Source organism: Paraburkholderia phenazinium (assembly GCF_900142845.1).
Classification (GTDB): Bacteria; Pseudomonadota; Gammaproteobacteria; order Burkholderiales; family Burkholderiaceae; genus Paraburkholderia; species Paraburkholderia phenazinium_A.
Genome location: NZ_FSRU01000002.1, coordinates 543,756 through 568,358, shown reverse-complemented (window position 1 = coordinate 568,358; position 24,603 = coordinate 543,756). Strand labels below are relative to the sequence as shown.

The following is a 24,603-nucleotide window of genomic DNA, read 5'->3' as shown; positions in this document are numbered from 1 at the left end:
CCCGGCGCGTCAGACCGAATGACGTTTTCGGTAGCCGTCGAGGAAACGGGCGATCCGGTTGATCGAATCGGCCAGGTCGTCGACATTCGGCAGGAACACGACACGGAAGTGATCCGGCGTCTTCCAGTTAAAGCCAGTGCCTTGCACGAGCAGCACCCGTTCGGCCAGCAGCAGCTCCAGGATGAACTGCTGGTCGTCTTCGATCGGGTACATCTTCGGATCGAGGCGCGGGAACATGTACAGCGCCGCTTCCGGCTTGACGCAGGTCACGCCGGGAATCGCCGTCAGCATGTCATACGCGAGTTGGCGCTGTTTGTACAGGCGGCCGCTCGGCACGATCAGGTCGTTGATGCTCTGGTAGCCGCCCAGCGCGGTCTGGATCGCATACTGACCGGGCACGTTCGGGCACAGGCGCATTGACGCGAGAATGCCGAGCCCCTCGAAATAATCCTTGGCGCGGCGGCGGTTCTCGCCGGTCAGGCCCGAGATGAACATCCAGCCGGCGCGGTAGCCGCACGAACGGTAGCTCTTCGACAGGCTGTTGAAGGTCACCGTCAGCACGTCTTCGGAGAGCGCCGCCATCGACGTATGCTGCTTGCCGTCGTAGACGATCTTGTCGTAGACCTCGTCGGCGAAGATCACGAGGCCGTGCTGGCGCGCAATCTCGATCAGGCCGAGCAGCAGCTCGTCCGAGTACAGCGCACCGGTGGGGTTGTTCGGGTTGATCACCACCAGCGCCCGCGTGTTCGGCGTGATCCTGGCGCGGATATCGTCCAGATCGGGCATCCAGCCGTTCGCTTCGTCGCAAAGGTAGTGCAAGGGCGTGCCGCCCGACAGGCTCACGCCCGCCGTCCACAGCGGGTAGTCCGGCGCCGGCAGCAGCACTTCGTCGCCGTCGTTGAGCAGGCCCTGCATAGCCATCACGATCAGCTCCGACGCGCCGTTGCCGATGTAGATATCGTCCAGCTCGACACCGTGCACACCCTTTTGCTGGGTGTAATGCATGATCGCCTTACGTGCGGCGAACACCCCCTTGGAGTCGGAATAGCCCGACGAGCCCGGCAGATTCAGGATCATGTCCTGGATGATCTCGTCCGGGGCGTCGAAGCCGAACGGCGCGAGATTGCCGATGTTCAGCTTGATGATGCGGTGGCCCTCTTCTTCGAGCCGCTTCGCATGTTCGAGGACGGGCCCGCGGATGTCGTAGCAGACGTTCAACAGCTTGTTGGATTTGAGAATCGGTTTCACGGCGGGCACTTCATCCTGGGTAAATAATGGGGCCGACCCGCAACACACGGGGCATGGAGGCGTCTGGACACGAAGCGGCCATTTCAGGCGCACTCCCGCGGACGGGTCTGATTCGGGCTGGCGGCGGATTGCGCCGGGGTGCTCGGGGTGCTTCAGGGAACCGGTCAGGGGACCCTCAGGAAATCTTAAGCGAGCGCCTGGTATGGTGCCTGACAAGCTGCCCGGCAAGCTGTTCGGCCATGCCGGATCCGGCACCTTGACCGGTGTCCGGCAGCGGCTTCGGGTGCGGCTTATGACGGCACGCGAAGCAAGGGGCGCCGTCGGGCGGCTAAAAAGTTATAATTTAGCGGATTTTGGCCGACTTCCGCAATGCACCAAGTGCATGCAGTCCGGAAAGAACGACTTCGGAAAACGAATTTGAAATTACACCAGGATTCCAGCGGCGCCCTGAACACCGTGACCGGCTACGGCGCCGGCTATGTCGAAATCAACCTCCAGCGCCATGCCGGCAGCATCCTCGTGATGCCCGAGACGCCCGTCATCGCCTGGCCGGTGGCTTCTTTCGAAGCGCTGACCCCCGAGCATTTCGCGATGCTGATCGAACCGGCGCCCGAAGTGGTGGTGTTCGGCAGCGGCGACCGGTTGCGCTTCCCGCATCCGCGCCTGACCGCCGCGCTCGCCGCGCACCGGATCGGCGTCGAGACCATGGACTTCAAGGCCGCCTGCCGCACCTACAACATTCTGATGGCCGAGGGCCGCAAGGTCGCGGCCGCCTTGCTGATCGAAGCATAACCGGCACGGTGACGCCGGCCGTGATCCCGTGCCTTGCCGGTATCGTAAGCTGCGCGTCAACCGCCGACCGACCCTGCGCATCCCGGCGGCGCGCGGGACTCGCCGTCCGCAAGCGGCCCTCCGCAAGCGACGTTGCGCGACCGGCCGCACGCAACCGGCCGTCCGCTCCTAACAACACCGAAACGCCGCCTGTGCGGCGTCGCAAAAGAACAGGCTAACCACCCATGAACGATATGCCTTCCCGGCTACCGCTCAACCGCAGCACCCTCCTGCTTCTGGTGCTCGCTCTCGCCGTCATCTGGTTCGTGCCGCTCGGCTGGCGTCATCTGCTGCCGAGCGACGAGGGCCGCTACGCCGAAATGGCCCGCGAGATGTTCCTGACCGGCGACTGGATCACGCCGCGCTACAACGGCTACAAGTACTTCGAGAAGCCGCCGCTGCAAACCTGGATGAACGCGCTGACCTTCGCGTGGTTCGGCATCGGCGAATGGCAGGCCCGGCTTTACACCGCCCTGACCGGCTTCGCGGGCGTCCTGCTGATCGGCTACACCGGCGCGCGGGTGTTCAACGCGGCCACCGGCGTGTTCGCCGCGATCGTGCTGGCGACCTCGCCGTACTGGAACCTGATGGGCCACTTCAACACGCTGGACATGGGCCTGTCGTTCTGGATGGAGCTGACCCTGTGCGCCCTGCTGCTGGCGCAGCGCCCCAACCTGCCGGGCGGGCAGGTGCGGCTGTGGATGTGGCTATGCTGGGCGTCGATGGCGCTGGCGGTGCTGTCGAAAGGCCTGATCGGCGTGATCCTGCCGGGCGCGGTGCTGGTGCTGTACACGCTGATCGCCCGCGACTGGGCGGTCTGGAAGCGGCTGCACCTGATCGGCGGCGTGATCCTGTTCTTCGCGATCGCCACACCGTGGTTCGTGCTGGTGCAGCAGCGCAATCCGGAATTCCTGAACTTCTTCTTCATCGTCCAGCAGTTCAAGCGCTATCTGACGCCCGAACAGAACCGCCCCGGCGCGTTCTACTACTTCGTGCCGGTGATCCTGGTGGGCTTCCTGCCGTGGCTGTCGGTGAGCGTGCAGAGCATCCGCCACGCGCTGCGCCTGCCGCGCCAGCCGAACGGCTTCTCGCCGGTCACGATGATGCTGGTGTGGTCCGGGTTCATCTTCCTGTTCTTCAGCGCGTCGCATTCGAAACTGCTGTCGTACACGCTGCCCATCGCTCCGGCGCTGGCGCTGCTGATCGGCCTGTACCTGCCGCTCGTCACGCCCGCCACGCTGCGCCGCCATCTGGCCGGCTACGCCGCGTTTCTGGTGGTGGCGGCGGTCGGCGCGCTGTTCATGAGCCGTCTCGGCGACGACCGCAATCCCACCGAGTTGTACGTCGCCTATCGCGTCTGGGTGCTGGCCGCCCTCGGCGTGGCCTTTGTCCTGACGCTCGCCGCACTGTGGCTGAACCGCCGCGGCCGCGGCGGCATCGTCGGCGCTGTGGCGACCTTCGGCGCCGCCTGGCTGCTGCTCGGCACCATCGCCGGCACCGGGCACGACGTGTTCGGCCGCCTGAGCTCCGGCGCGCCGCTTGCCCCCGCCATCAAGGCCGCCATCGCCAAACTGCCACCGGACACGCCGTTCTACTCGGTCGGCGTGCTCGATCACACGTTGCCGTTCTACGTCGATCACACCATGATCATGGTCGAACATCCGGACGAACTGGCCTTCGGCGTGTCCGTCGAACCGCAGAAGTGGGTGCCGACGGTCGACGAGTGGGTCCAGCGCTGGGACGCGGACCGCTACGCCCTCGCCCTGCTGCCGCCGGACCGGTACCAGAAGCTGCTGGCGCAACATGTGCCAATGGAAGTCGTCGCCCGCGACTCGCGGCGCGTGATTGTAGAAAAACCGCAGCACTGACCCCATATCAGGACCTGAACCCTTGATGAATCCGATTTCGCTCTTTTGTATTCTTGCCGGCGTCGCGCTGAACGCCTGCGCGCAGTTGTTGCTGAAGGCCGGCACGAATGCCGTTGGACACTTCGAATTCACCCGTGCGAACATCCTGCCCATCGGCTTCAAGCTGGCGACGCAATTGCCGATCATCGGCGGGCTGGGTTGCTATGTCATCAGCGTCGCGGTGTGGGTGGTCGGGCTGTCGCGGGTCGATGTGTCGATCGCCTATCCGATGCTGTCGCTCGGGTATGTCGTCAACGCGATCGCGGCCTGGTATCTGTTCGGCGAGGTGCTGTCCGTCCAGCGGCTGATCGGAATCGGCATCATCCTGATTGGCGTCGTCGTGCTGGCGCGCAGCTAGGCGCCGCACCGGTTGCCGCAAGCTGTCTGTTACGGTTGCGTGCCGGCGCAGCAAGCCGGCCGGTAAGGGGTGGTAACACCCTGGCAGAGGCGCCGTCATACTCGTTGAGTGCGCCCCGGGTTGCCGAAGTATCCTTGCAGGTCACCGTCCTTGTTGGTTGCCGCCCTTATTTCTTTCGAGCGAAGCATTCATGAGCCAGTCATCAGTCCCGTTTTTGCCGTTTGTCCGTCCGGAAATCGATGAAGAGACCATCCAGGGCGTGGCCGAAGTACTCCGCTCCGGCTGGATCACCACCGGCCCGCAGAACCAGAAGTTCGAAGCCGCGCTGTCGGAATTCTGCGGCGGCCGTCCTGTGCGGACCTTCAACTCCGGCACGGCGACACTCGAAGTCGGCCTGCGCATCGCCGGGGTCGGCGTGGGCGACGAAGTCATCACCACGCCCGCCTCGTGGGTCTCCACCAGCAACGTGATTTACGAGGTTGGCGCGACGCCGGTGTTCGTCGACATCGATCCGAAGACCCGCAACATCGATCTGGATCTGCTCGAGAAGGCCATCACGCCGCGCACCAAGGCGATCATTCCGGTGTTCCTGTCGGGCCTGCCGGTGGACATGGATCGCCTCTACGAAATCTCCCGCGCCCACAAGCTGCGCGTGATCGAGGACGCCGCGCAGGCATTCGGCTCCACCTGGAAAGGCGAACGCATCGGCAAGCTCGGCGACATCGTCTCGTTCAGCTTCCACGCCAACAAGAACCTGACGTCGATCGAAGGCGGCGCGCTGGTGCTGAACAACGAGGAAGAAGCCATCCTTGCCCAGAAGTACCGGCTGCAGGGCATTACCCGCACGGGCTTCGACGGCATGGACTGCGACGTGCTCGGCGGCAAATACAATCTCACGGACGTGGCCGCACGCGTGGGCCTCGGCCAGATGCCGCATCTGGAGCGTTTCCTCGCCCAGCGCAAGAAACTCGTACGGGCCTACTTCGCGGGTTTCGAAGGCGGCGCCGCAGTCAGACTGGGCATGGGCCTGCCGCTTGCTGACTTCGAAAACAGCAACTGGCACATGTTCCAGATCACGCTGCCGCTCGACAGACTGTCGATCGAGCGCGCGGCTTTCATGGGCGAACTGAAGGAACGCGGCATCGGCTCGGGCGTGCACTACCCGGCGATCCACCTGTTCTCGCTGTACCGTGCGCGCGGCTTCAAGGAAGGCATGTTCCCGCATGCGGAGCACTATGGGCGCACCACGGTCACGCTGCCGCTCTTCACGCTGATGAACGAAGGCGACGTGGCGCGCGTGTGCCAGGCGGTCAATGAAATTTGCGAACAATACGGAAAATAAGCGGAAATGAGTCAAACGGAACATCGCTCCCCGATGTCTGATACGCCGGAAGTTTCGGTCATCATCCCGGTGTACAACGAGGAGGCCGGACTGGCCGCGCTGTTCGCGCGCCTGTATCCGGCGCTCGATGCGCTCGGCACCGCCTACGAAGTGATCTTCATCAACGACGGCAGCCGCGACAAGTCCGCCGCGCTGCTGGCCGAGCAGTTCCGCAAACGGCCGGATACGTCGCGCGTGATCCTGCTCAACGGCAACTACGGCCAGCATATGGCGATTCTTGCCGGCTTCGAGCAGTCGCGCGGCGAGATCGTCATCACGCTCGACGCCGACCTGCAGAATCCGCCGGAAGAAATCGGCAAGCTGGTCAACAAGATGCGCGAAGGCTACGACTACGTGGGCACGATCCGCCTGCAGCGTCAGGACAGCCTGTGGCGCCGCAAGGCCTCGCGCGCCATGAACCGCCTGCGCGAGCGCATCACGCGCATCAAGATGACCGACCAGGGCTGCATGCTGCGCGCGTACAGCCGTCACATCATCGACACGATCAACCGCTGCGGCGAAATCAATACCTTCATTCCGGCGCTGGCCTATACCTTCGCGCAGAATCCGGTGGAAATCGAGGTGGCGCACGAAGAACGCTTTGCCGGCGAATCGAAGTATTCGCTGTACTCGCTGATTCGTCTGAACTTCGACCTCGTGACCGGCTTCTCGGTCGTGCCGCTGCAATGGCTGTCGTTCATCGGCGTGATCCTGTCGCTCGGCTCCGCGGCGCTGTTCGTGCTGCTGCTGATTCGCCGCTTCATCATCGGCGCGGAAGTGCAAGGTGTGTTCACGCTGTTCGCCATCACGTTCTTCCTGCTCGGCGTGATCATTTTCGCGCTCGGGCTGCTCGGCGAGTACATTGGGCGGATCTACCAGCAGGTGCGTGCCCGTCCCCGTTATCTGGTGCAGACGATCCTCGAGCAGCGCAACGGCGCCACCGTCACCGAGACGCCGCGCCAGGCCGTGGTGCAGGCGGTCCAGCCCGCGCCGCTCATCGATCAGGGACCGAATCCATGAAACCACGCGCGGTCGTATTCGCGTATCACAACGTCGGCGTGCGCTGCCTGCAGGTGCTGCTCGCGCGCGGCGTGGACGTGGCGCTGGTCGTCACCCACGAGGACAGCCCGACCGAAAACATCTGGTTCGGCAGCGTGGCCTCGGTCGCCGCGAGCTACGGCATTCCCACGGTGACGCCGGCCGATCCGAAGAGCGCCGAGCTGCGCGCCGCGGTCAGCGCCGCGCGCCCGGACTTCATTTTCTCGTTCTACTACCGTCACATGTTGCCGGTCGACCTGCTCGCGCTCGCCGCGCGCGGCGCCTACAACATGCACGGCTCGCTCCTGCCGAAGTATCGCGGCCGGGTGCCGACCAACTGGGCGGTGTTGAAGGGCGAAACCGAAACCGGCGCGACCCTGCACGAAATGGCCGCCAAGCCCGACGCGGGCGCGATCATCGCCCAGACGCCCGTGCCAATCCTCCCGGACGACACCGCCGCGCAGGTGTTCGACAAGGTCACCGTGGCCGCCGAGCAAACCCTGTGGCGCGTACTGCCGGCGCTGCTGGCCGGCGAAGCGCCGCATCTGCCGAACGATCTGGCGCACGGCAGCTACTTCGGCGGGCGCAAGCCCGAAGACGGCCGGATCGACTGGAGCCAGCCGGCCCAGGACGTGTACAACCTGATTCGCGCGGTGGCGCCGCCCTATCCGGGTGCCTTCACGGAGCTCGACGGCCAGCGCCTTATCGTCGCGCGGGCGCGCCTCGCGCGTCCCGGCGCGCTCCGCTCGGATTTGCCCCTGGGCCTCCACGTAAGCGATAATGCCGTTTTTGCGGTGTGCGGCGATGGCCGCGCCATCGCCATCCACGAATTGCGGCGCCAGCACGAGGGCAGCGAGTCCGTCGTCTCCCCAGCCGAATTCACCCAGCTCATTCAATCTTCCCGTCATTCATGAAAAAAGTCCTGATTCTGGGTGTCAACGGCTTCATCGGCCATCACCTGTCCAAACGCATTCTCGAAACGACCGATTGGGAAGTGTTCGGCATGGACATGCAGACCGAGCGCCTTGGCGACCTCATCAATCACGAACGGATGCATTTCTTCGAAGGCGACATCACGATCAACAAGGAGTGGGTCGAGTATCACGTCAAGAAGTGCGACGTGATCCTGCCGCTCGTCGCGATCGCCACGCCGGCCACCTACGTCAAGCAGCCGCTGCGCGTGTTCGAACTGGACTTCGAGGCGAACCTGCCCATCGTGCGTTCGGCGGTGAAGTACGGCAAGCACCTCGTGTTTCCGTCCACCTCCGAGGTCTACGGCATGTGCACGGACGAGCAGTTCGACCCGGAAGAGTCGCAACTGTCGTACGGCCCGATCAACAAGCCGCGCTGGATCTACGCATGCTCGAAGCAGTTGATGGACCGCGTGATCTGGGGTTACGGCATGGAAGGCCTCAACTTCACGCTGTTCCGACCGTTCAACTGGATCGGCCCGGGCCTCGACTCGATCTACACGCCGAAGGAAGGCAGCTCGCGCGTGGTCACGCAGTTCCTCGGCCATATCGTGCGCGGCGAGAACATCAGCCTCGTCGACGGCGGCGCGCAGAAGCGCGCCTTCACGGATATCGACGACGGCATCGGCGCCCTCATGAAGATCATCGAGAACAAGGACGGTGTCGCCACCGGCAAGATCTATAACATCGGCAACCCGACCAACAACTTCTCGGTGCGCGAACTCGCGCACAAGATGCTGGCGCTCGCCGCGGAATTCCCGGAATACGCGGAAACCGCCAAGCAGGTGCAACTGGTTGAAACCTCGTCGGGCGCGTACTACGGCGCGGGCTATCAGGACGTGCAGAACCGCGTGCCGAAGATCGACAACACGATGCAGGAACTCGGCTGGGCGCCGAAGTCGACCTTCGACGAAGCGCTGCGCAAGATTTTCGAAGCGTATCGCGGCCATGTCGGCGAAGCGCGCGCGCTTGTCGAACAGCAATAATCAAGGACTGATCCTTGCCTCGTATCGTCCTGAAGATCGACGTCGACACGCTGCGCGGCACCCGCGAAGGCGTGCCGAATCTCGCCCGCATCTTCGACCGTTTCAAGGCGCGCGCCACCTTCCTGTTCAGCCTCGGGCCCGATCACACCGGTTGGGCGATGCGCCGCGTGTTGCGGCCGGGCTTTCTGCAGAAGGTGTCGCGTACCTCGGTGGTCGAGCATTACGGCATCAAGCAACTGATGTACGGCGTACTGCTGCCGGGGCCGGATATCGGCGCGCGGGCCTCGTCGGAGATGCGCGCGATCCACGAAGCCGGCTTCGAATGCGGCATCCACACGTGGGACCACGTCTACTGGCAGGACAACGTGCGCACGCGGGAGCGCGACTGGACCGTCGCGCAGATGCAGAAGAGCCATGAGCGTTTCGTCGAGATCTTCGGCACGCCGCCCGCCACGCACGGCGCAGCCGGCTGGCAGATGAACGGTCATGCGTTCGAGCAGATCGACGCCTGGGGCATGCAGTATGCGTCCGATGGGCGCGGCCATTCGCCGTATTTCCCGGTGGTGGACGGCAAGACGCTCGCGCATGTGCAGATGCCCACCACGCTGCCCACGCTCGACGAAGTGCTGGGTGTCGACGGCGTCGAACTGGACAACGTCGCGGCGTGGATGTTGAAGCGCACCGAGAACAATCCGCACGACCAGGTGTACACGCTGCACGCCGAACTCGAAGGGCAAAAGCTCGCGCCCATCTTCGAACAACTGCTGGAAGGCTGGCGGGCTCAAGGCCACACGTTTGCGACCATGGGCGACTATCACGCCGCGCTGGACCGCAGCACGCTGCCATCGTACCCTGTCACCTGGGGTGAGATTACAGGCCGCTCCGGCGAGCTGATCGTCCAGCCCTCGTGAGCCGGTCGCGGTAAATCAGCCTGACCATAACAACCGGAGAACCTCGTGCCCATCGCAGTCGACCAACCCGTCCCCGACTTTACCGCCCCCGCAACCGGTGGCGAGATCACGCTGTCCAGTCTTCGGGGCAAGAAGGTGGTGCTGTATTTCTATCCGAAGGACAACACGCCGGGCTGCACGACCGAAGGTCTGCAGTTCCGCGACCTGTATCCGAAGTTCAAAAAGGCCGGCGCCGAAATTCTCGGCGTGTCGCGCGATAGCCTGCGCTCGCATGAGAACTTCAAGGCCAAGCTCGAACTGCCCTTCCCCTTGATCTCGGATCCGGAAGAAACGCTTTGCGCGCTCTTCAGCGTCATCAAAATGAAGAAAATGTATGGCAAAGAAGTACGGGGAATCGAACGCTCCACGTTTGTCATCGACAGCGAGGGCGTCCTGCGCCAGGAGTGGCGTGGCGTGAAAGTACCAGGTCATGTCGATGAAATTCTGGAGGCTGTACAAGCGCTGTGAGGCGCGTTATATTGGGCTGCAATGAGTGCCTGTCCACCCCATTCTTTCCGCGGCTGCGCCGTACATCATGCCTCTGTGGTTGAGGCAGAGAGGCGCAACGCGATGACCGAAGTCGAGCCGCTTGCCCCGTTTGCCGGGGCGGCGGCTTTTTTAATTGCGCGAAGCCGTTCATTTCTTCGGCCACGCGCTCTCGTCAAGGAGCCGATCGAAAACCAGGCGAACCGGCATCTCTAGACCGAAAGCGCGCCTCCGGGCGCAAACTGCGTGGGCCATCCGGCACACCGGCAGAATGCGACAGGCGGCGCACGATATGTGACCCGATTTTTTCGAGGGAAACCATGCCTTTGCCTACCGCACCCAGCAAGCTCGGCAATCTCTTACCGGCTGACGAATACAAGGCTAAAGCCACGCCGGCCCGGTCCGCCAAAAAACAGGCGACCGAAGGGGAGCAAGCAGAGTCGGCCGATTTCGGCCCCGTCAGCGTCGCCACGCCCATGGCGCGCGCTGCCAATGCAGCCTCCACGTTGCGGCCGGTTCCTGCTTCTTCGTCTGCTTCGTCCGCTCCTTCCGCCAGCACCGAGCCGGCCGCTCCGGCTCGCAGCCGCAAGTCCAAACAGACCGCTGCATTGCTGCAACCGGTGCCGGCTCCTGCGGCGCGCCAGGAAAGCGCACGCGTCGAGCCTGCACAGCCCGCCACGGCGGAACCCGTCGTCGCGCGGGCCGGCAAGCAGCCGGCACCCAGCGCGACCGCTGCTCCGGTCGCCACCACGCGCGGCACCACGAGAAAGCGCGGCAATACGGCCGAACAGGTCGAAACCCGCAAGCTGTTCGTGCTCGACACGAACGTGCTGATGCACGATCCGACCTGCCTGTTCCGTTTCGAGGAACACGACGTCTATCTGCCGATGATGACGTTGGAAGAACTCGACAACCACAAGAAAGGCATGTCGGAAGTCGCGCGCAACGCGCGTCAGGTCAGCCGCACGCTGGACGCGCTGGTCGCCAACGGCGGCGATATGTCGGAAGGCATTTCGCTGTCGCGCCTCGGTAGCCGCGAGGCCGCCGGACGCCTGTACTTCCAGACCGAGCTGACCTCCATCGAACCGGTCGAAGGCCTGCCGCAAGGCAAGGCGGACAACCAGATCCTCGGTGTGGTGCGCGCGCTGCAACGCGACCGCAACGATCGCCAGGTCGTGCTGGTGTCGAAAGACATCAACATGCGGATCAAGGCGCACGCGCTGGGTCTGCCCGCTGAAGACTACTTCAACGACCAGGTTCTCGAAGACAAGGATCTGCTCTATTCCGGTATCCGCGCGCTGCCGCAGGATTTCTGGACCAAGCACGCCAAGGGCATGGAGAGCTGGCAGGACACCAAGACGGGCACCACGTATTACCGCGTGACCGGTCCGCTGTGCGCCTCGATGCTGGTCAACGAGTTCGTCTATCTGGAACCGCAGAACGGCGAGCCGGCATTCCACGCGCTGGTGCGTGAGCTGAACGGCAAGACCGCGCTCCTGCAGACCTTGCGCGACTACGGCCACCACAAGAACAACGTGTGGGGCATCACGGCGCGCAATCGCGAGCAGAACTTTGCGCTCAACCTGCTGATGAATCCGGAGATCGACTTCGTCACGCTGCTCGGTCAGGCCGGCACCGGCAAGACCCTCGTCGCGCTGGCGGCGGGTCTCGCGCAGGTGCTCGACGACAAGCGTTACAACGAGATCATCGTGACGCGGGCCACCGTGCCGGTCGGCGAAGACATCGGCTTTCTGCCGGGTACGGAAGAGGAAAAGATGCAGCCGTGGATGGGTGCATTCGACGACAACCTCGAAGTGCTGCAGAAGACCGACGACGCCGCCGGCGAATGGGGCCGTGCTGCGACCCAGGAACTGATCCGCTCGCGCCTGAAGATCAAGAGCATGAACTTCATGCGCGGCCGGACCTTCGTCGACAAGTATCTGATCATCGACGAGGCGCAAAACCTGACGCCGAAGCAGATGAAGACGCTGGTCACGCGCGCCGGTCCGGGCACGAAGATCATTTGTCTCGGCAACATCGCACAGATCGATACGCCGTATCTGACGGAAGGCAGTTCGGGTCTGACCTACGTGGTGGACCGCTTCAAGGGCTGGGCGCACAGCGGGCATGTGACGCTGGCGCGCGGCGAGCGCTCGCGTCTGGCGGATTACGCGTCGGATATTCTGTAGGCCGCGTTAGCAGCGTCGCATTTCCGGCTGAGCGATACAAAAGCCGCGCCCGGGTCACACCGGACGCGGCTTTTTTTCGTCTGCGCGTACGCTTCGGGGAGGGGAGAAAGGTCCGCTTGCGCGTTCCGGTCGTGCAACACTTAGCGCGTAAACTTCAAGTAATTTATCAACTTTTCTTGCCCACGCCACGGTGGACGGGCTACCATCGCGACATCGCCCGCCTTAAGCGAGTGTTTACGCTCGCCTTGTCTTCATGCGCCGACTTGGCTTTTCGCTGCTGATCCTTCTGCTGCTCGCCGCCTGCTCCAGCGAGCCGCAGCGGGTTTCGCGCAGCTCGAGCGGCTATTCGTCGGCGTCCAACGGCGCGTATCGCACCACCCCGCCCGGCTTCCCGAACTTCGTCGATCACAGCATCGGACGCGAGGAAATCTCCATTCAGGCGATGAGCCTCGTGGGCATCCCATACCGTTGGGGGGGGAATACGCCCGATAGCGGCTTCGATTGCAGCGGCCTGGTTCGCTATGTCGTGGCGCGCGCGGCCTCGGTGAATCTGCCGCGCACAACCGCCGATATGAGCGGCAGCGGCGAGTCGGTCGAACCGGACGAAGTGGCGCCCGGCGATCTGATCTTCTTCAACACGACGGGACGCCCTCACTCGCACGTCGGCATTTATGTGGGCAAGCTGCGTTTCGTCAATGCCCCGTCGACGGGCGGCACGGTTCGCATCGACTATCTGACCAATCCGTATTGGGCCAAGCATTTCGATGGTATCCGGCGCGTGGCTGCGCCGACTCATGCGCCGACGACGCCGTTCGAGACGCCGACCTATCAGGCATCGAACCCGCCTGAGAAGGTGGTGCCGGCGGAGCCGCAAGCGTCCTATGCGGGTACCGCTGTTGTGATTCCGGCGCAGCAACCGGTAGCCGAGTCACAGCCGGCGTATGCAGCGGCTGAGCCTGTGATTGCGCCTTCTTCGCAGCAGCAATCCCAGCCGCAGCGTGTTGCTGCCACGATGCGTGCGCCGCTGACGACGACTGCCGTACAGCCCGCGCCTCAGCCGGTGGGTGCGTCCGCAGATGCCTTCGAGCCGCCGCCTCCCGCGATGAGCGCCGCGCAGATGCAGGCGCGTGAAGCGGGCGCCGTGGCGCCGGCGAGCGTCGCCCGCGCGCCGGACCCGATCGATGCCGCCGCCGACGCTTTCGAACCACCTCCGCCCGCCTCCGTCGCGGTTCGGCAGGAACAGCAGGCCGTCTCATCGAGCGGCGGCGTGCAGATCATGCGCGCGTCGACCAACTCGCGTGCCACGCCCGCCCCCACGCAGTCCAGCGACGACCCGATCGCACACTTCGCGAACGGCAACTTCTGAGCGAAGGTTGCGGTCGGCCCTCGCCCCACCGTCACCCCGCAGTTGCTCCGCCCTTACCCAGGTCCCGGCCGTGTTCGAATGCACCGGCGAATACGCGCGACTATGCTATCTGCTATCGTCCCCGATATTCCTTCGACGGCAGGTGCTCAACATGGATCTTGGACTGAAAGACAAAGTCGTGCTCGTCACGGGCGGCAGCAAAGGAATCGGCCTGGCCTGCGCCCGCGCATTCGCGGCCGAAGGCGCGAAGGTGGCGATCGTCTCGCGCGATCCGGCGAATCTTGCCCGCGCCCGCGAGCAACTGGCAAGCGAAGGCCTGCACGTCCACCTGACGCGCGCCGACCTGCACGAGCCGCATGGCGCCGCCGATATCGTCGAGGAAGTGAGCACCGCCGTCGGCCCGATCGACGTGCTGATCAACAGCGCGGGCGCCGCCCGCCGCTACGACCCGGAAACGCTCGACGCCGCCGCCTTCAGGGCCACCATGGAGGCCAAATACTTCCCGTACATTTACCCGCAGCAGGAAGTGCTGCGCCGCATGGCGGAGCGGGTGAAGTCCGGCGAAGCCGCCGAACCGGGCACGATCGTCAACATCATCGGCATGGGCGGCAAGGTGGCGAGCGACATCCACATTGCCGGCGGCGCCGCCAATGCCGCGCTGATGCTGGCGACCGTCGGGCTCGCGCATTACTACGCGCGCTATGGCATCCGCATCAACGCGATCAATCCGGGCGCGACCTTGACGGAGCGCGTCGAGGAAGCGTTGAAGCTGGAAGCCGGCCAGCAAGGCATCGACACCAAGGAAGCGCTGGCGCGCGGTCAGGCCAAGGTGCCGCTCGGGCGCTACGCCAAGCCTGAGGAAATTGCCGACGTCGCCCTGTTTCTGGCGAGCCGGCGCGCGAGCTATGTGACGGGCGCGATCGTCCCGATGGACGGTGGCAGCGCGCCGCTCATTTAAAGGCAGCGCGCCGGCACGTTAAAAGGCCGCGGAAGTTACAGGAAATGGTGGCCGAGCCACCAGCCCGCCGCGGCCAGCACGGCCGAAGCCGGAATCGTCAGAATCCACGCCCAGACGATATTGCCGGCCACGCCCCAGCGCACGGCGCTCAGCTTCTGCGTCGCGCCCACGCCGACGATGGCGCCGGTAATCGTGTGGGTGGTGGAGACCGGAATGCCGAGGAAGGAGGCGATAAACAGCGTGATCGCCCCGCCCGATTCCGCACAAAAGCCGCCGACCGGCTTGAGCTTGGTGATCTTCTGGCCCATCGTACGCACGATGCGCCAGCCGCCGAACAGCGTGCCCAGGCCCATGGACAGATAGCAGCCGCCGATCACCCACAGCGGCGGCGCATCCGCGATCGACGATGCATAGCCCGTCGCAATCAGCAGCATCCAGATAATGCCGATGGTCTTCTGCGCGTCGTTGCCGCCGTGCCCAAGGCTGTACAGGCCGGCGGAGATCAACTGCAGACGCCTGAAACGCCGGTCTACCTTGCTGGGTGGCGTGCGGAAGTAGATCCACGAGACCGCCAGCATGAAGAACGAGCCGAGCACGAAGCCGAGCAGCGGCGAGATGAAGATGAACGCAACCGTCTTCATCAGGCCGTCGAAGTTCAGCGAGTGCCAGCCCGACTTGGCGAGCGCCGCGCCCACCAGGCCGCCAATCAGCGCATGCGACGAGCTGGACGGAATGCCGTAGTGCCACGTCACGATATTCCAGCCGATCGCGCCCACCAGCGCGCCGAAGATCACGTAGTGATCGACGATGGCCGGGTCGATCGTGCCTTTGCCGACCGTCTGCGCGACTTTCAGGTGGAACACGAAATAGGCCACGACGTTGAACGCCGCCGCGAAGGCGACCGCTTGCTGCGGCTTGAGGACGCCGGTCGACACAACCGTGGCGATCGAATTCGCCGCGTCGTGAAAACCGTTCATGAAGTCGAACACCAGCGACACGGCGACCAGGAGGGCAACGGCCCAGATGGCAAGTTGAATCGATTGCATTAGGCGTTTTCCAGCACGATGCCTTCGATGATGTTCGCGACGTCCTCACATTTGTCGGTGATGGTCTCGAGCAGTTCGTAGATCGCCTTCAGCTTGATCAGCGTCTTGACGTTGTCTTCCTCGCGGAAGAGCTTCGACATGGCCGAGCGCAGCACGCGGTCGGCTTCGGACTCGAGCCGGTCGATGTCCTCGCACGCCTTCAGGATCTGGCTCGCCTGCTTCATGTCCGACAGCAGGCCGACGGCGAACTGCACGCGCTCGGACGTGGCTGTGCAGATATGCGCCAGTTGACTCGCCTCGGAGGTCACCGTCTGCACGTCGTACAGCGAAATGGCGGTGGCGACGTCCTCCATCAGGTCGAGGATGTCGTCCATGGTGGTGATCAGCTTGTGGATTTCGTCGCGGTCGAGCGGCGTGATGAACGTCTTGTGCAGCAGGTCGATGGTTTCGTGCGTGAGCTTGTCAGCGGCCTTTTCGGCTTTCTGCACGTTCTGCTTATGGGTCTCGGCGTCCTGCAGATTGTCGATCAGCAGCTCGAGTTCGTGGCTCGCCGAGACGATGCACTTTGCGTGCTCATTAAAAATTTCAAAGAACTTGCCCTCGGTGGGCATGAATCGACCGAACATTGGGATCCCGGAATTTTGGTCACGTCATGACTGACATAAAACCGCAATATTGTACCGTTACCGGGATACCGTCGCACTTTTGAAAGCACCGTTACAACAGCGCTTTCACATAGGGCTTTACTCGGCGTAGAAATTCTGCGCGCCGGCAAAATTATCGAACTTCGTGAATTGACCGTGGAACGTGAGTCGAACGGGACCGATCGGACCGTTACGCTGCTTACCGATGATGATTTCCGCGGTGCCCTTATCAGGACTGTCCGGGTTGTAGACCTCGTCGCGGTAGATGAACAGGATCACGTCGGCATCCTGCTCGATAGCGCCGGATTCGCGCAGGTCCGACATGATCGGACGCTTGTTCGGACGCTGTTCCAGGCCCCGGTTCAACTGCGACAACGCGATCACCGGCACGTCGAGTTCCTTGGCGAGACTCTTGAGCGAACGCGAGATTTCCGAGATTTCGGTGGCGCGGTTTTCGCCGGATGACGACCCGCTCATCAGCTGCAAATAGTCGATGATGATCAGGCCCAGCTTGCCGCACTGGCGCGACAGCCGGCGCGCCCGCGAGCGCAGTTCCATTGGATTCAGACCGCCGGTTTCGTCGATGAAGATTTGCGCTTCGCTCATCTTCTGCACGGCGTGCGTCAGCTTCGGCCAATCCTCGTCGGTCAGGCGGCCCGTGCGCATGCGGTGCTGGTCGAGCCGGCCCACGGAGCCGAGCATACGCATGGTGAGCTGGGTGCCCGGCATTTCCATGGAGAACACCGCGACCGGCAAACCGTATTCGACGGCAACGTACTCGCCGATATTCATCGAGAACGCCGTTTTACCCATCGACGGACGGCCCGCCACGATGATCAGTTCGCCGCCGTGCATGCCGGAGGTCATCCGGTCCAGGTCGACGAAGCCCGTCGGCGTGCCGGTCACGTCGCTCGGATTGGCGGTGTGGTACAGCGTGTCGATCCGCTCGACCACCTGGGTCAGCAAAGGCCCGATTTCCAGAAAGCCTTGTGTGCCGCGAGCGCCGTCTTCGGCGATCGAAAACACTTTCGATTCGGCCTCGTCCAGCAACTGGCGGACTTCCTTGCCCTGCGGATTGAAGGCGTCGGCCGAAATTTCGTCGGCCACGGACACCAGACGCCGCAACACGGCGCGATCGCGCACGATTTCCGCGTAACGGCGGATATTCGCCGCGCTCGGCGTGTTTTGCGCCAGCGCGTTCAGGTACGCCAGCCCGCCGACCTCTTCCGCCTTGCCCGAGGTGCCGAGCGCCTCGTAGACCGTGATCACGTCGGCAGGACGTGTTGCCGCGATCAGCTTGCCGATGTGTTCGAAGATGATGCGGTGGTCATAGCGATAAAAGTCGCTTTGCGACAGGAAGTCGGCAATGCGGTCCCACGCGGCGTTGTCGAGCAGCAGCCCGCCCAGCACCGATTGCTCGGCCTCAATTGAATGCGGCGGGACTTTCAGCGACTCGATTTGGGGGTCTTTGGACGGTGCGTTCATGGGATGGAATTATCGGGCAAATGGTACCCATCGGGTACAAACCGGCCAACAAAAAAGGCAGGGGCCGGTCACCCGGCCCCTGCCCTTCGCCAGTCAGACTACCTGGCAAATGCTACTGCGATGATGCTTAGACGTGTTCGCCCAGCACCGACACCGTCACGTCGACGAGGACGTCGGTGTGCAGCGAGATTTGCACAGCGTGGTCGCCGACCAGCTTCAGCGGGCCTTCCGGCAGACGCACTTGCGCCTTTTCCACTGCGAAGCCTTGCTTGACCAGTGCGTCAGCGATGTCGGCGTTCGTCACCGAGCCGAACAGACGGCCGTCGACGCCAGCCTTCTGGCTGATCTGAACCGTCGAGCCTGCCAGCTTTTCGCCTTGAGCCTGAGCTGCTGCCAGCTTTTCAGCGGCAACCTTTTCCAGTTCTGCGCGGCGGACTTCGAATTCAGCGATAGCGTCTTTCGTTGCGCGGCGTGCGTGCTTGTTCGGGATCAGGAAGTTACGTGCGTAACCGTCCTTCACCTTGACGATGTCGCCCAGGTTGCCCAGGTTGACGACTTTTTCCAGAAGAATAACTTGCATTCTGATTGCTCCTTGTCGCGTCGTCGGGTTAGGCCTTGTGCTGGTCGGTGTACGGCACCAGCGCGAGGAAACGAGCGCGCTTGATTGCCGTATCCAGCTGGCGTTGATAGTGCGACTTCGTACCCGTGAGACGCGCCGGCGTGATCTTGCCGTTCTCGCCGATGAAGTCCTTCAGCGTTTCGATGTCTTTGTAGTCGATCTGGTCGACACCGGCTGCCGTGAAACGGCAGAACTTCTTGCGCTTGAAGAGCGGATTTTGTTGCTGACGACGCTTGTCGAATTTCTTACCAGTCGGGCGGGGCATGTTCAGTCCTTTCCAATGTCCTGCAATGCTGTGATGTGAAATACCAGGGTTCTTGCGTTGCGGCTTTTCTTTGCCAGGAAACCGGTGAAGAGCGTTTCGACGCCCATCGCACAGTTTTCCAGCTTGCCGCTCGCCTCGCCGGCCGCCACCGCCGGCATCGTCAGTTCAACTTGCCGGGCAATGCCGGCTTCGACGACTTCGGTGCGGTGTTGCAACGTACAGCTTGCGATCGGAACGCCGGCGGGGGTGTACCGCACCGGTTCGCGTTCGACGACGCTGGCTGTGAGTTGCAGCCGATTCACGAGAGCGACGCTTTACCTGGTAGCTTAAATACTGTGTCTTAAGCCTGCGCTTCGGACGGCTGCGTAGCAGCTGCCTTCTTGGCTTCTTCGCGCTGCACTTCCTTCATCATCGGCGACGGGCCGGTTTCGGCCTTCTTCATCTTGACGATCAGGTGACGCAGAACCGCGTCATTGAACTTGAATGCGTGTTCCAGCTCGTCGAGCGTGGTTTGGTCGCATTCGATGTTCAGGCAGACGTAGTGAGCCTTCGCGAGTTTCTCGATCGGATAGGCCAGTTGGCGACGGCCCCAGTCTTCGATACGGTGGATCTGACCACCGTGCGACGTGATCGTGGTCTTGTAGCGCTCGATCATGGCGGGCACTTGCTCGCTCTGATCGGGATGCACAATAAAGACGATTTCATAATGACGCATACACACTCCTTGTGGATTAAAGCCACCCGGGCGTCTGGACCGGTGTGGCAAGTGAGAAGCCGAAGATTGTAGCCCGAATGGGGACGGGTTGCAAGCCATCCCGTTAATCGGGCGCCTGATTCGGGTGTGTTTTCAAGGGTTTAGCCCCTTGGCGGCGGCGGGCGCCCCTAATACGTGCTGCGGTTCCAGTAATCCTTGCTGGCGTAGACCTCTTTCAGATAGTCGATGAAGTAGCGCACCTTGGCCGGCACGTAACGCTGCTGCGGGTAGACCGCGAGGATGTCGTAGTCCGGCAGCGCGAATTCGTCGAGCACCGTTTCCAGCTCGCCGCGCGCGAGCTGCTGCTGGATTTCCCAGGTCGAACGCCAGCCGAGCCCCAGCCCCTCCGACACCCAGCGGTGCAGCAATTCGCCGTCGTTGCAGTCAAGCGTGCCGCCGACCCGCACCGTCGCCAGCTTGCCGTTGCGCCGGAAGTACCAGCCGCGGTTCTGGCCCCCTTGCAGGTTGAAGGCGAGGCAGTTGTGCTGCGGCAGGTCTTCGAGCGTCTTCGGCTTGCCGTATTGGCGGAAATACGCCGGTGTGCCGCACACCACGCGCCGGTTCGAGGCCAGCTTCACGGCCACAAAATTCGGATCGACCGCGCCGCCGATGCGAATCGACAGGTCGTAGCCTTCGCGCACCAGGTCCACGACCCGGTCGGTCAGATTGAACGACAGTTGCAATTCAGGCTTGTCGGCAAGAAATGACGGCGCGAGGGGCGCGACGTGCTTGCGGCCGAAGGCGGCCGGCGCCGACACGATCAGATGCCCGCTCACCGCCCGGCGGCCCGCCGCCAGTTCGTTTTCCGCCTGATCCCACTCCGAGAGCAGGCCGCGGCAACGCTCCAGAAACGCGGCGCCCTCTTCGCTCACCACCAGACGGCGCGTCGAGCGGTACATCAGCTTGACGCCGAGGCGCTTTTCCAGCGCGTCGATACGCCGTCCGAGGATCACCGGCGACACGCCCTCCTCCAGCGCCGCGGCGGCCAGACTGCCGGCGTCGGCGACGCGCACGAAGGTTTCGATCTGCTTGAAGCGGTCCACGTCTTGTCTCCATTGTCGAGCGCAGTTAGCGCTTCAGCGCTTACTCCGGCCCCACGCAAGCGGGTTGCAACCGTCTTGCGTTCGTCGTCATTCCATACTTTTTGTTTCGAAATAAGCGACCCGCACTGATCTTATCAAACCTTTCGGTGAGGCCTAAAGTCCATCTCAACCCCCTCGATCCGCATTCACAGACATTCAGGAGACATTCATGGCCAAGATGAGAGCCGTCGACGCAGCGGTGCTGGTGCTCGAAAAAGAAGGCATCGATACCGCCTTCGGTGTGCCGGGCGCCGCCATCAACCCGTTCTACTCGGCCATGCGCAAGGCAGGCAACATCAGCCACGTGCTGGCGCGCCACGTCGAAGGCGCTTCGCATATGGCCGAAGGCTATACGCGGGCTCAGCCGGGCAACATCGGCGTGTGTATCGGCACGTCCGGCCCCGCCGGTACCGACATGATCACCGGTTTGTACTCCGCTCAGGCCGACTCGATTCCTATTCTGGCTATCACGGGCCAGGCGCCGCGCGCGCGTCTGTACAAGGAAGACTTCCAGGCCGTCGATATCGAATCGATCGCCAAGCCCGTCACCAAGTGGGCCGTCACCGTGCGCGAACCGGCGCTGGTGCCGCGCGTCTTCCAGCAGGCCTTTCATCTGATGCGTTCGGGCCGCCCGGGTCCGGTGCTGATCGACCTGCCGATCGACGTGCAGCTCGCCGAAATCGAATTCGATATCGACACCTATGAACCGCTGCCGGTCTACAAGCCGAAGGCAAGCCGCAAGCAGATCGAAGCCGCGCTCACGCTGCTCAACGATTCGGACAAGCCGCTGATCGTCTCCGGTGGCGGCGTGCTGAACGCCGCCGCGGAAGACCTGCTGGTGGAATTCGCGGAAACGATCGGCGTGCCGGTGATTCCGACGCTGATGTCGTGGGGCGCGATTCCCGACGATCACCCGCTGATGGCCGGCATGGTCGGCCTGCAGACGTCGCACCGCTACGGCAACGCGACGATGCTCGCCTCCGACTTCGTGCTCGGCATCGGCAACCGCTGGGCCAACCGTCATACGGGCAGCGTCGAGGTTTATACCAAGGGCCGTAAGTTCGTGCATGTGGACATCGAGCCGACGCAGATCGGCCGTGTGTTCGGACCGGACCTCGGCATCGTCTCGGACGCGAAGGCCGCGCTCGAACTGTTCGTCGAAGTGGCCAAGGAATGGAAGGCCGCCGGCAAGCTGAAGGACCGCAGCGCGTGGGTTGCGGACTGCCAGCAACGCAAGCGCACGCTGCAACGCAAGACGCACTTCGACAACGTGCCGATCAAGCCGCAACGCGTCTACGAAGAGATGAACCAGGTGTTCGGCCGCGATACGTGCTACGTGAGCACGATCGGTTTGTCGCAGATCGCCGGTGCACAGTTCCTGCACGTCTACAAGGCCCGCAACTGGATCAACTGCGGCCAGGCCGGCCCGCTCGGCTGGACGATTCCGGCTGCGCTCGGTGTGCGTGCCGCGGACCCGCAACGTCCTATCGTGGCGTTGTCCGGCGACTACGACTTCCAGTTCATGATCGAAGAACTCGCGGTCGGGGCGCAATTCAAGCTGCCGTACGTGCATGTGGTGGTGAACAACTCGTACCTCGGGCTGATCCGCCAGGCGCAGCGCGCGTTCGACATGGACTTCTGCGTGCAGCTCGCGTTCGACAACATCAACGCGCCGGAAGTGAACGGGTATGGCGTCGATCACGTGGCCGTGGCCGAAGGCCTCGGCTGCAAGGCGATCCGCGTGTTCAAGCCGGAAGAGCTGAAGCCGGCGCTGCAAAAAGCGCAGTCGATGCTCTCCGAGTTCAACGTGCCGGTGATCGTCGAAGTGATTCTCGAACGCGTGACCAACATTTCGATGGGCACGGAAATCGACGCCATCAACGAGTTCGAAGAACTGGCGGCGAAGCGCGAAGATGCGCCGAGCGCCATCAGCATGCTCGACTGAGTCCACCCAGTCGGCCTGTTTAGTTGACCTGCCTAGTTTGACCCGATCGACCGGGCGGTTCAGTGCGTAGTTCGCACCGCACCGCCCGAGCGAAGTTGTTTCATTGACCGACCAGCGAGACCCCAGCACCATGCCGAAATTTGCAGCCAATCTCACCATGCTGTTCAACGAAGTCCCGTTCCTCGACCGCTTCGTGGCCGCAGCGGACGCGGGCTTTAACGCCGTCGAATTCCTCTTCCCCTATCCGTATCAGATCGCCGAGCTGGCCGAGCGTCTGCAGCAGAATCGCCTGAAGCTCGTGCTGCACAACCTGCCCGCGGGCAACTGGGAAGCCGGCGAGCGCGGCATCGCCTGCCTGCCGGATCGCGTCGGCGAGTTCCAGGAAGGCGTCGGCCGCGCGATCGAATACGCCAAGGCGCTCAAAGTGCCGCAACTGAACTGCCTCGTCGGCATTCCCGGCCCGGGCGTCGATGCCGGCCGCGCTCACGCGACGATCGTCGACAACCTGCGCTTCGCTTGCGCCGCGCTGAAGAAAGAAGGCATCAAGCTGCTGGTCGAGCCGTGCAATTCGTACGACATCCCCGGCTTTGCGCTGAACCGTTCGTCCGAAGGGCTCGATGTGATCCGCGCCGTCGGCTCGGACAATCTGTTCCTGCAGTACGACATCTATCACATGCAACGGATGGAAGGCGAGCTTGCCGCCACCATCAGGAAGAACCTGGCGTCGATCGCGCACATCCAGCTGGCCGACAACCCGGGCCGCAACGAACCGGGCACGGGCGAAATCAACTACCCGTTCCTGTTCAACCTGCTCGACTCGCTCGGCTACGACGGCTACATCGGCTGCGAATACAAGCCGCGCACGACGACTACCGAAGGTCTCGACTGGGTGCAGCGCGTGGCCGGCCAGGCACGCGGCGCGGCGCACGTGGCCGCCTGAGCGATCGACTCGCTCTCCTAACGACTCTCTACCCCAACCCACTGGAGACATAGACACATGGCAAAGATCGGTTTTATCGGCCTCGGCATCATGGGCGCGCACATGGCGCGCAACCTCATCAAGGGCGGTCACTCGCTGATCGTGAACGGCGCGTATCCGGTGCCGGAAGATCTCAGCAAGACCACCACGGTGGTGGCGAACTCGACGGCTGTTGCGCAAGCCACCGACATCGTCATCATCATGGTGCCGGACACCCCTGACGTCGCCAACGTGCTGTTCGCCGACGACGGCGTCGCCAAGGGTCTGACGCAAGGCAAGCTGGTGATCGACATGAGCTCGATCTCCCCGCTCGACACGCAAGCCTTCGCGAAGAAGATCAACGCGCTCGGCGCCGACTACCTCGACGCGCCGGTCTCGGGCGGCGAAGTCGGCGCGCGCGAAGCGTCGCTGACTATCATGGTCGGCGGTCCTGAAAAAGCCTTCGCACTCGCCAAACCGCTGTTCGAACTGATGGGCAAGAACATCTCGCTGATCGGCGAGAACGGCGCGGGCCAGACCTGCAAGGTGGCGAACCAGATCATCGTCGCGCTGAACATCGAGGCGGTGGCCGAAGCGCTGCTGTTCGCCGCGCGTTCGGGCGCCGATCCGGAGCGCGTCCGCAAGGCGCTGATGGGTGGTTTCGCTTCGTCGCGGATTCTCGAAGTGCACGGCGAGCGCATGACCAAGCGCACCTTCGATCCGGGCTTCCGCATCGAACTGCACCAGAAGGACCTGAACCTCGCGCTCGACGGCGCGCGCAAGCTCGGCATCGCCCTGCCGCATACGGCGAGCGCGCAGCAACTGTTCAGCGTGTGTGCGGCGAACGGCGGCAAGGCATGGGACCACTCCGCGATGGTGCGTGCGCTGGAAATCATGGCGAACTTCGAAGTGGCTCAGGCGCCGGGTAAGGAAGCGAAGGCCGCTTAAGGCGATCGCGTGAGATCACTGGGCCGCCCCTGGAGCCGTAGCCATACGGCGTAAACGTCGCGACCGGTTGGGGGCGTGCCCAGTAGCAACAACATCGGTTGCCGTGAGCTTCATGGCAACCGGCAGGTGGGGCGTCCGATGCGGTGCGCGGCACGCGCAACGTATCGGACAAATCGTGCCGCTCTGGG

The 24,603-nt window shown here is 63.3% G+C and carries 26 protein-coding genes; 17 read left to right on the top strand and 9 right to left on the bottom strand.

Annotated features, from left to right (window positions below):
• Positions 1-9: 9 nt before the first annotated feature.
• On the bottom strand, positions 10-1,257 hold the full coding sequence (locus tag BUS12_RS19665; protein WP_074298476.1) for a pyridoxal phosphate-dependent aminotransferase: 1,248 nt from the start codon (positions 1,255-1,257) through the stop codon (positions 10-12).
• Positions 1,258-1,450: 193 nt separating this feature from the next.
• On the opposite strand from BUS12_RS19665, the gene BUS12_RS38265 reads away from it, so the two are divergent.
• From BUS12_RS38265 to BUS12_RS19605, 14 genes are all read left to right on the top strand, one after another.
• Positions 1,451-1,669 (top strand): hypothetical protein, encoded by a 219-nt coding sequence (locus BUS12_RS38265; protein WP_143788408.1) that lies wholly within the window; start codon positions 1,451-1,453, stop codon positions 1,667-1,669.
• On the top strand, positions 1,666-2,040 hold the full coding sequence (locus tag BUS12_RS19660) for an Mth938-like domain-containing protein (protein ID WP_074298474.1): 375 nt from the start codon (positions 1,666-1,668) through the stop codon (positions 2,038-2,040). The genes BUS12_RS38265 and BUS12_RS19660 overlap by 4 nt, the downstream gene beginning before the upstream one ends.
• Before the next feature lie 224 nt (positions 2,041-2,264).
• Positions 2,265-3,947, top strand: coding sequence for a glycosyltransferase family 39 protein (locus BUS12_RS19655; protein WP_074298471.1), 1,683 nt, complete (start codon positions 2,265-2,267; stop codon positions 3,945-3,947).
• Positions 3,948-3,972: 25 nt separating this feature from the next.
• On the top strand, positions 3,973-4,344 hold the full coding sequence (locus tag BUS12_RS19650; RefSeq protein ID WP_074298469.1) for an SMR family transporter: 372 nt from the start codon (positions 3,973-3,975) through the stop codon (positions 4,342-4,344).
• A 190-nt stretch (positions 4,345-4,534) separates the two neighbouring features.
• Complete coding sequence (locus BUS12_RS19645; protein ID WP_074298467.1) at positions 4,535-5,686, top strand: DegT/DnrJ/EryC1/StrS family aminotransferase; 1,152 nt, start codon at positions 4,535-4,537, stop codon at positions 5,684-5,686.
• Positions 5,687-5,692: 6 nt separating this feature from the next.
• Positions 5,693-6,745 (top strand): glycosyltransferase, encoded by a 1,053-nt coding sequence (locus tag BUS12_RS19640; protein WP_074298465.1) that lies wholly within the window; start codon positions 5,693-5,695, stop codon positions 6,743-6,745.
• Positions 6,742-7,677, top strand: coding sequence for a formyltransferase (locus BUS12_RS19635; protein ID WP_074298464.1), 936 nt, complete (start codon positions 6,742-6,744; stop codon positions 7,675-7,677). The genes BUS12_RS19640 and BUS12_RS19635 overlap by 4 nt, the downstream gene beginning before the upstream one ends.
• On the top strand, positions 7,674-8,720 hold the full coding sequence (locus BUS12_RS19630; RefSeq protein WP_074298462.1) for a bifunctional UDP-4-keto-pentose/UDP-xylose synthase: 1,047 nt from the start codon (positions 7,674-7,676) through the stop codon (positions 8,718-8,720). The genes BUS12_RS19635 and BUS12_RS19630 overlap by 4 nt, the downstream gene beginning before the upstream one ends.
• A gap of 14 nt (positions 8,721-8,734) precedes the next feature.
• Complete coding sequence (locus tag BUS12_RS19625; RefSeq protein ID WP_074298460.1) at positions 8,735-9,631, top strand: polysaccharide deacetylase family protein; 897 nt, start codon at positions 8,735-8,737, stop codon at positions 9,629-9,631.
• Positions 9,632-9,676: 45 nt separating this feature from the next.
• The gene (locus BUS12_RS19620; protein WP_074298458.1) at positions 9,677-10,138 is read left to right on the top strand and encodes a peroxiredoxin; all 462 of its coding nucleotides are present in this window, start codon (positions 9,677-9,679) and stop codon (positions 10,136-10,138) included.
• Between the two features lie 102 nt (positions 10,139-10,240).
• Positions 10,241-10,372 carry a hypothetical protein gene (locus BUS12_RS39665; protein WP_290439575.1) on the top strand — a complete coding sequence of 44 codons (132 nt, stop codon included), beginning with the start codon at positions 10,241-10,243 and terminating at the stop codon, positions 10,370-10,372.
• Positions 10,373-10,476: 104 nt separating this feature from the next.
• Positions 10,477-12,345 (top strand): PhoH family protein, encoded by a 1,869-nt coding sequence (locus BUS12_RS19615; protein WP_074298457.1) that lies wholly within the window; start codon positions 10,477-10,479, stop codon positions 12,343-12,345.
• Positions 12,346-12,598: 253 nt separating this feature from the next.
• Complete coding sequence (locus BUS12_RS19610) at positions 12,599-13,711, top strand: C40 family peptidase (protein WP_074298455.1); 1,113 nt, start codon at positions 12,599-12,601, stop codon at positions 13,709-13,711.
• Between the two features lie 151 nt (positions 13,712-13,862).
• Positions 13,863-14,669 carry an SDR family NAD(P)-dependent oxidoreductase gene (locus tag BUS12_RS19605; protein ID WP_074298453.1) on the top strand — a complete coding sequence of 269 codons (807 nt, stop codon included), beginning with the start codon at positions 13,863-13,865 and terminating at the stop codon, positions 14,667-14,669.
• A gap of 35 nt (positions 14,670-14,704) precedes the next feature.
• On the opposite strand, the gene BUS12_RS19600 is transcribed toward BUS12_RS19605, so the two are convergent.
• From BUS12_RS19600 to BUS12_RS19565, 8 genes are all read right to left on the bottom strand, one after another.
• Positions 14,705-15,715 (bottom strand): inorganic phosphate transporter, encoded by a 1,011-nt coding sequence (locus BUS12_RS19600; protein ID WP_074298450.1) that lies wholly within the window; start codon positions 15,713-15,715, stop codon positions 14,705-14,707.
• Positions 15,715-16,341 (bottom strand): DUF47 domain-containing protein, encoded by a 627-nt coding sequence (locus BUS12_RS19595; protein WP_074298448.1) that lies wholly within the window; start codon positions 16,339-16,341, stop codon positions 15,715-15,717. Before BUS12_RS19595 ends, BUS12_RS19600 begins: the two co-directional genes overlap by 1 nt.
• Positions 16,342-16,458: 117 nt before the next feature.
• Positions 16,459-17,844 (bottom strand): replicative DNA helicase, encoded by a 1,386-nt coding sequence (locus BUS12_RS19590; RefSeq protein WP_074298446.1) that lies wholly within the window; start codon positions 17,842-17,844, stop codon positions 16,459-16,461.
• A 127-nt stretch (positions 17,845-17,971) separates the two neighbouring features.
• Positions 17,972-18,424, bottom strand: a complete 453-nt coding sequence (gene rplI, locus BUS12_RS19585) for a 50S ribosomal protein L9 (RefSeq protein WP_074298444.1) — start codon at positions 18,422-18,424, stop codon at positions 17,972-17,974.
• Positions 18,425-18,452: 28 nt separating this feature from the next.
• Positions 18,453-18,728, bottom strand: a complete 276-nt coding sequence (gene rpsR, locus BUS12_RS19580) for a 30S ribosomal protein S18 (protein WP_074264854.1) — start codon at positions 18,726-18,728, stop codon at positions 18,453-18,455.
• Positions 18,729-18,730: 2 nt separating this feature from the next.
• The gene (priB, locus tag BUS12_RS19575; protein ID WP_074298441.1) at positions 18,731-19,030 is read right to left on the bottom strand and encodes a primosomal replication protein N; all 300 of its coding nucleotides are present in this window, start codon (positions 19,028-19,030) and stop codon (positions 18,731-18,733) included.
• A 38-nt stretch (positions 19,031-19,068) separates the two neighbouring features.
• The gene (gene rpsF / locus BUS12_RS19570; RefSeq protein WP_074298439.1) at positions 19,069-19,443 is read right to left on the bottom strand and encodes a 30S ribosomal protein S6; all 375 of its coding nucleotides are present in this window, start codon (positions 19,441-19,443) and stop codon (positions 19,069-19,071) included.
• Between the two features lie 167 nt (positions 19,444-19,610).
• Positions 19,611-20,525, bottom strand: a complete 915-nt coding sequence (locus BUS12_RS19565) for a substrate binding domain-containing protein (protein WP_074298437.1) — start codon at positions 20,523-20,525, stop codon at positions 19,611-19,613.
• A gap of 208 nt (positions 20,526-20,733) precedes the next feature.
• Here BUS12_RS19565 and gcl point away from each other — a divergent pair, with 208 nt between their 5' ends.
• From gcl to BUS12_RS19550, 3 genes are all read left to right on the top strand, one after another.
• The gene (gcl, locus tag BUS12_RS19560; RefSeq protein ID WP_074298435.1) at positions 20,734-22,509 is read left to right on the top strand and encodes a glyoxylate carboligase; all 1,776 of its coding nucleotides are present in this window, start codon (positions 20,734-20,736) and stop codon (positions 22,507-22,509) included.
• Between the two features lie 130 nt (positions 22,510-22,639).
• Complete coding sequence (gene otnI / locus BUS12_RS19555) at positions 22,640-23,449, top strand: 2-oxo-tetronate isomerase (protein ID WP_074298430.1); 810 nt, start codon at positions 22,640-22,642, stop codon at positions 23,447-23,449.
• Between the two features lie 57 nt (positions 23,450-23,506).
• The gene (locus BUS12_RS19550; protein WP_074298428.1) at positions 23,507-24,415 is read left to right on the top strand and encodes a 2-hydroxy-3-oxopropionate reductase; all 909 of its coding nucleotides are present in this window, start codon (positions 23,507-23,509) and stop codon (positions 24,413-24,415) included.
• Positions 24,416-24,603: the final 188 nt, after the last annotated feature.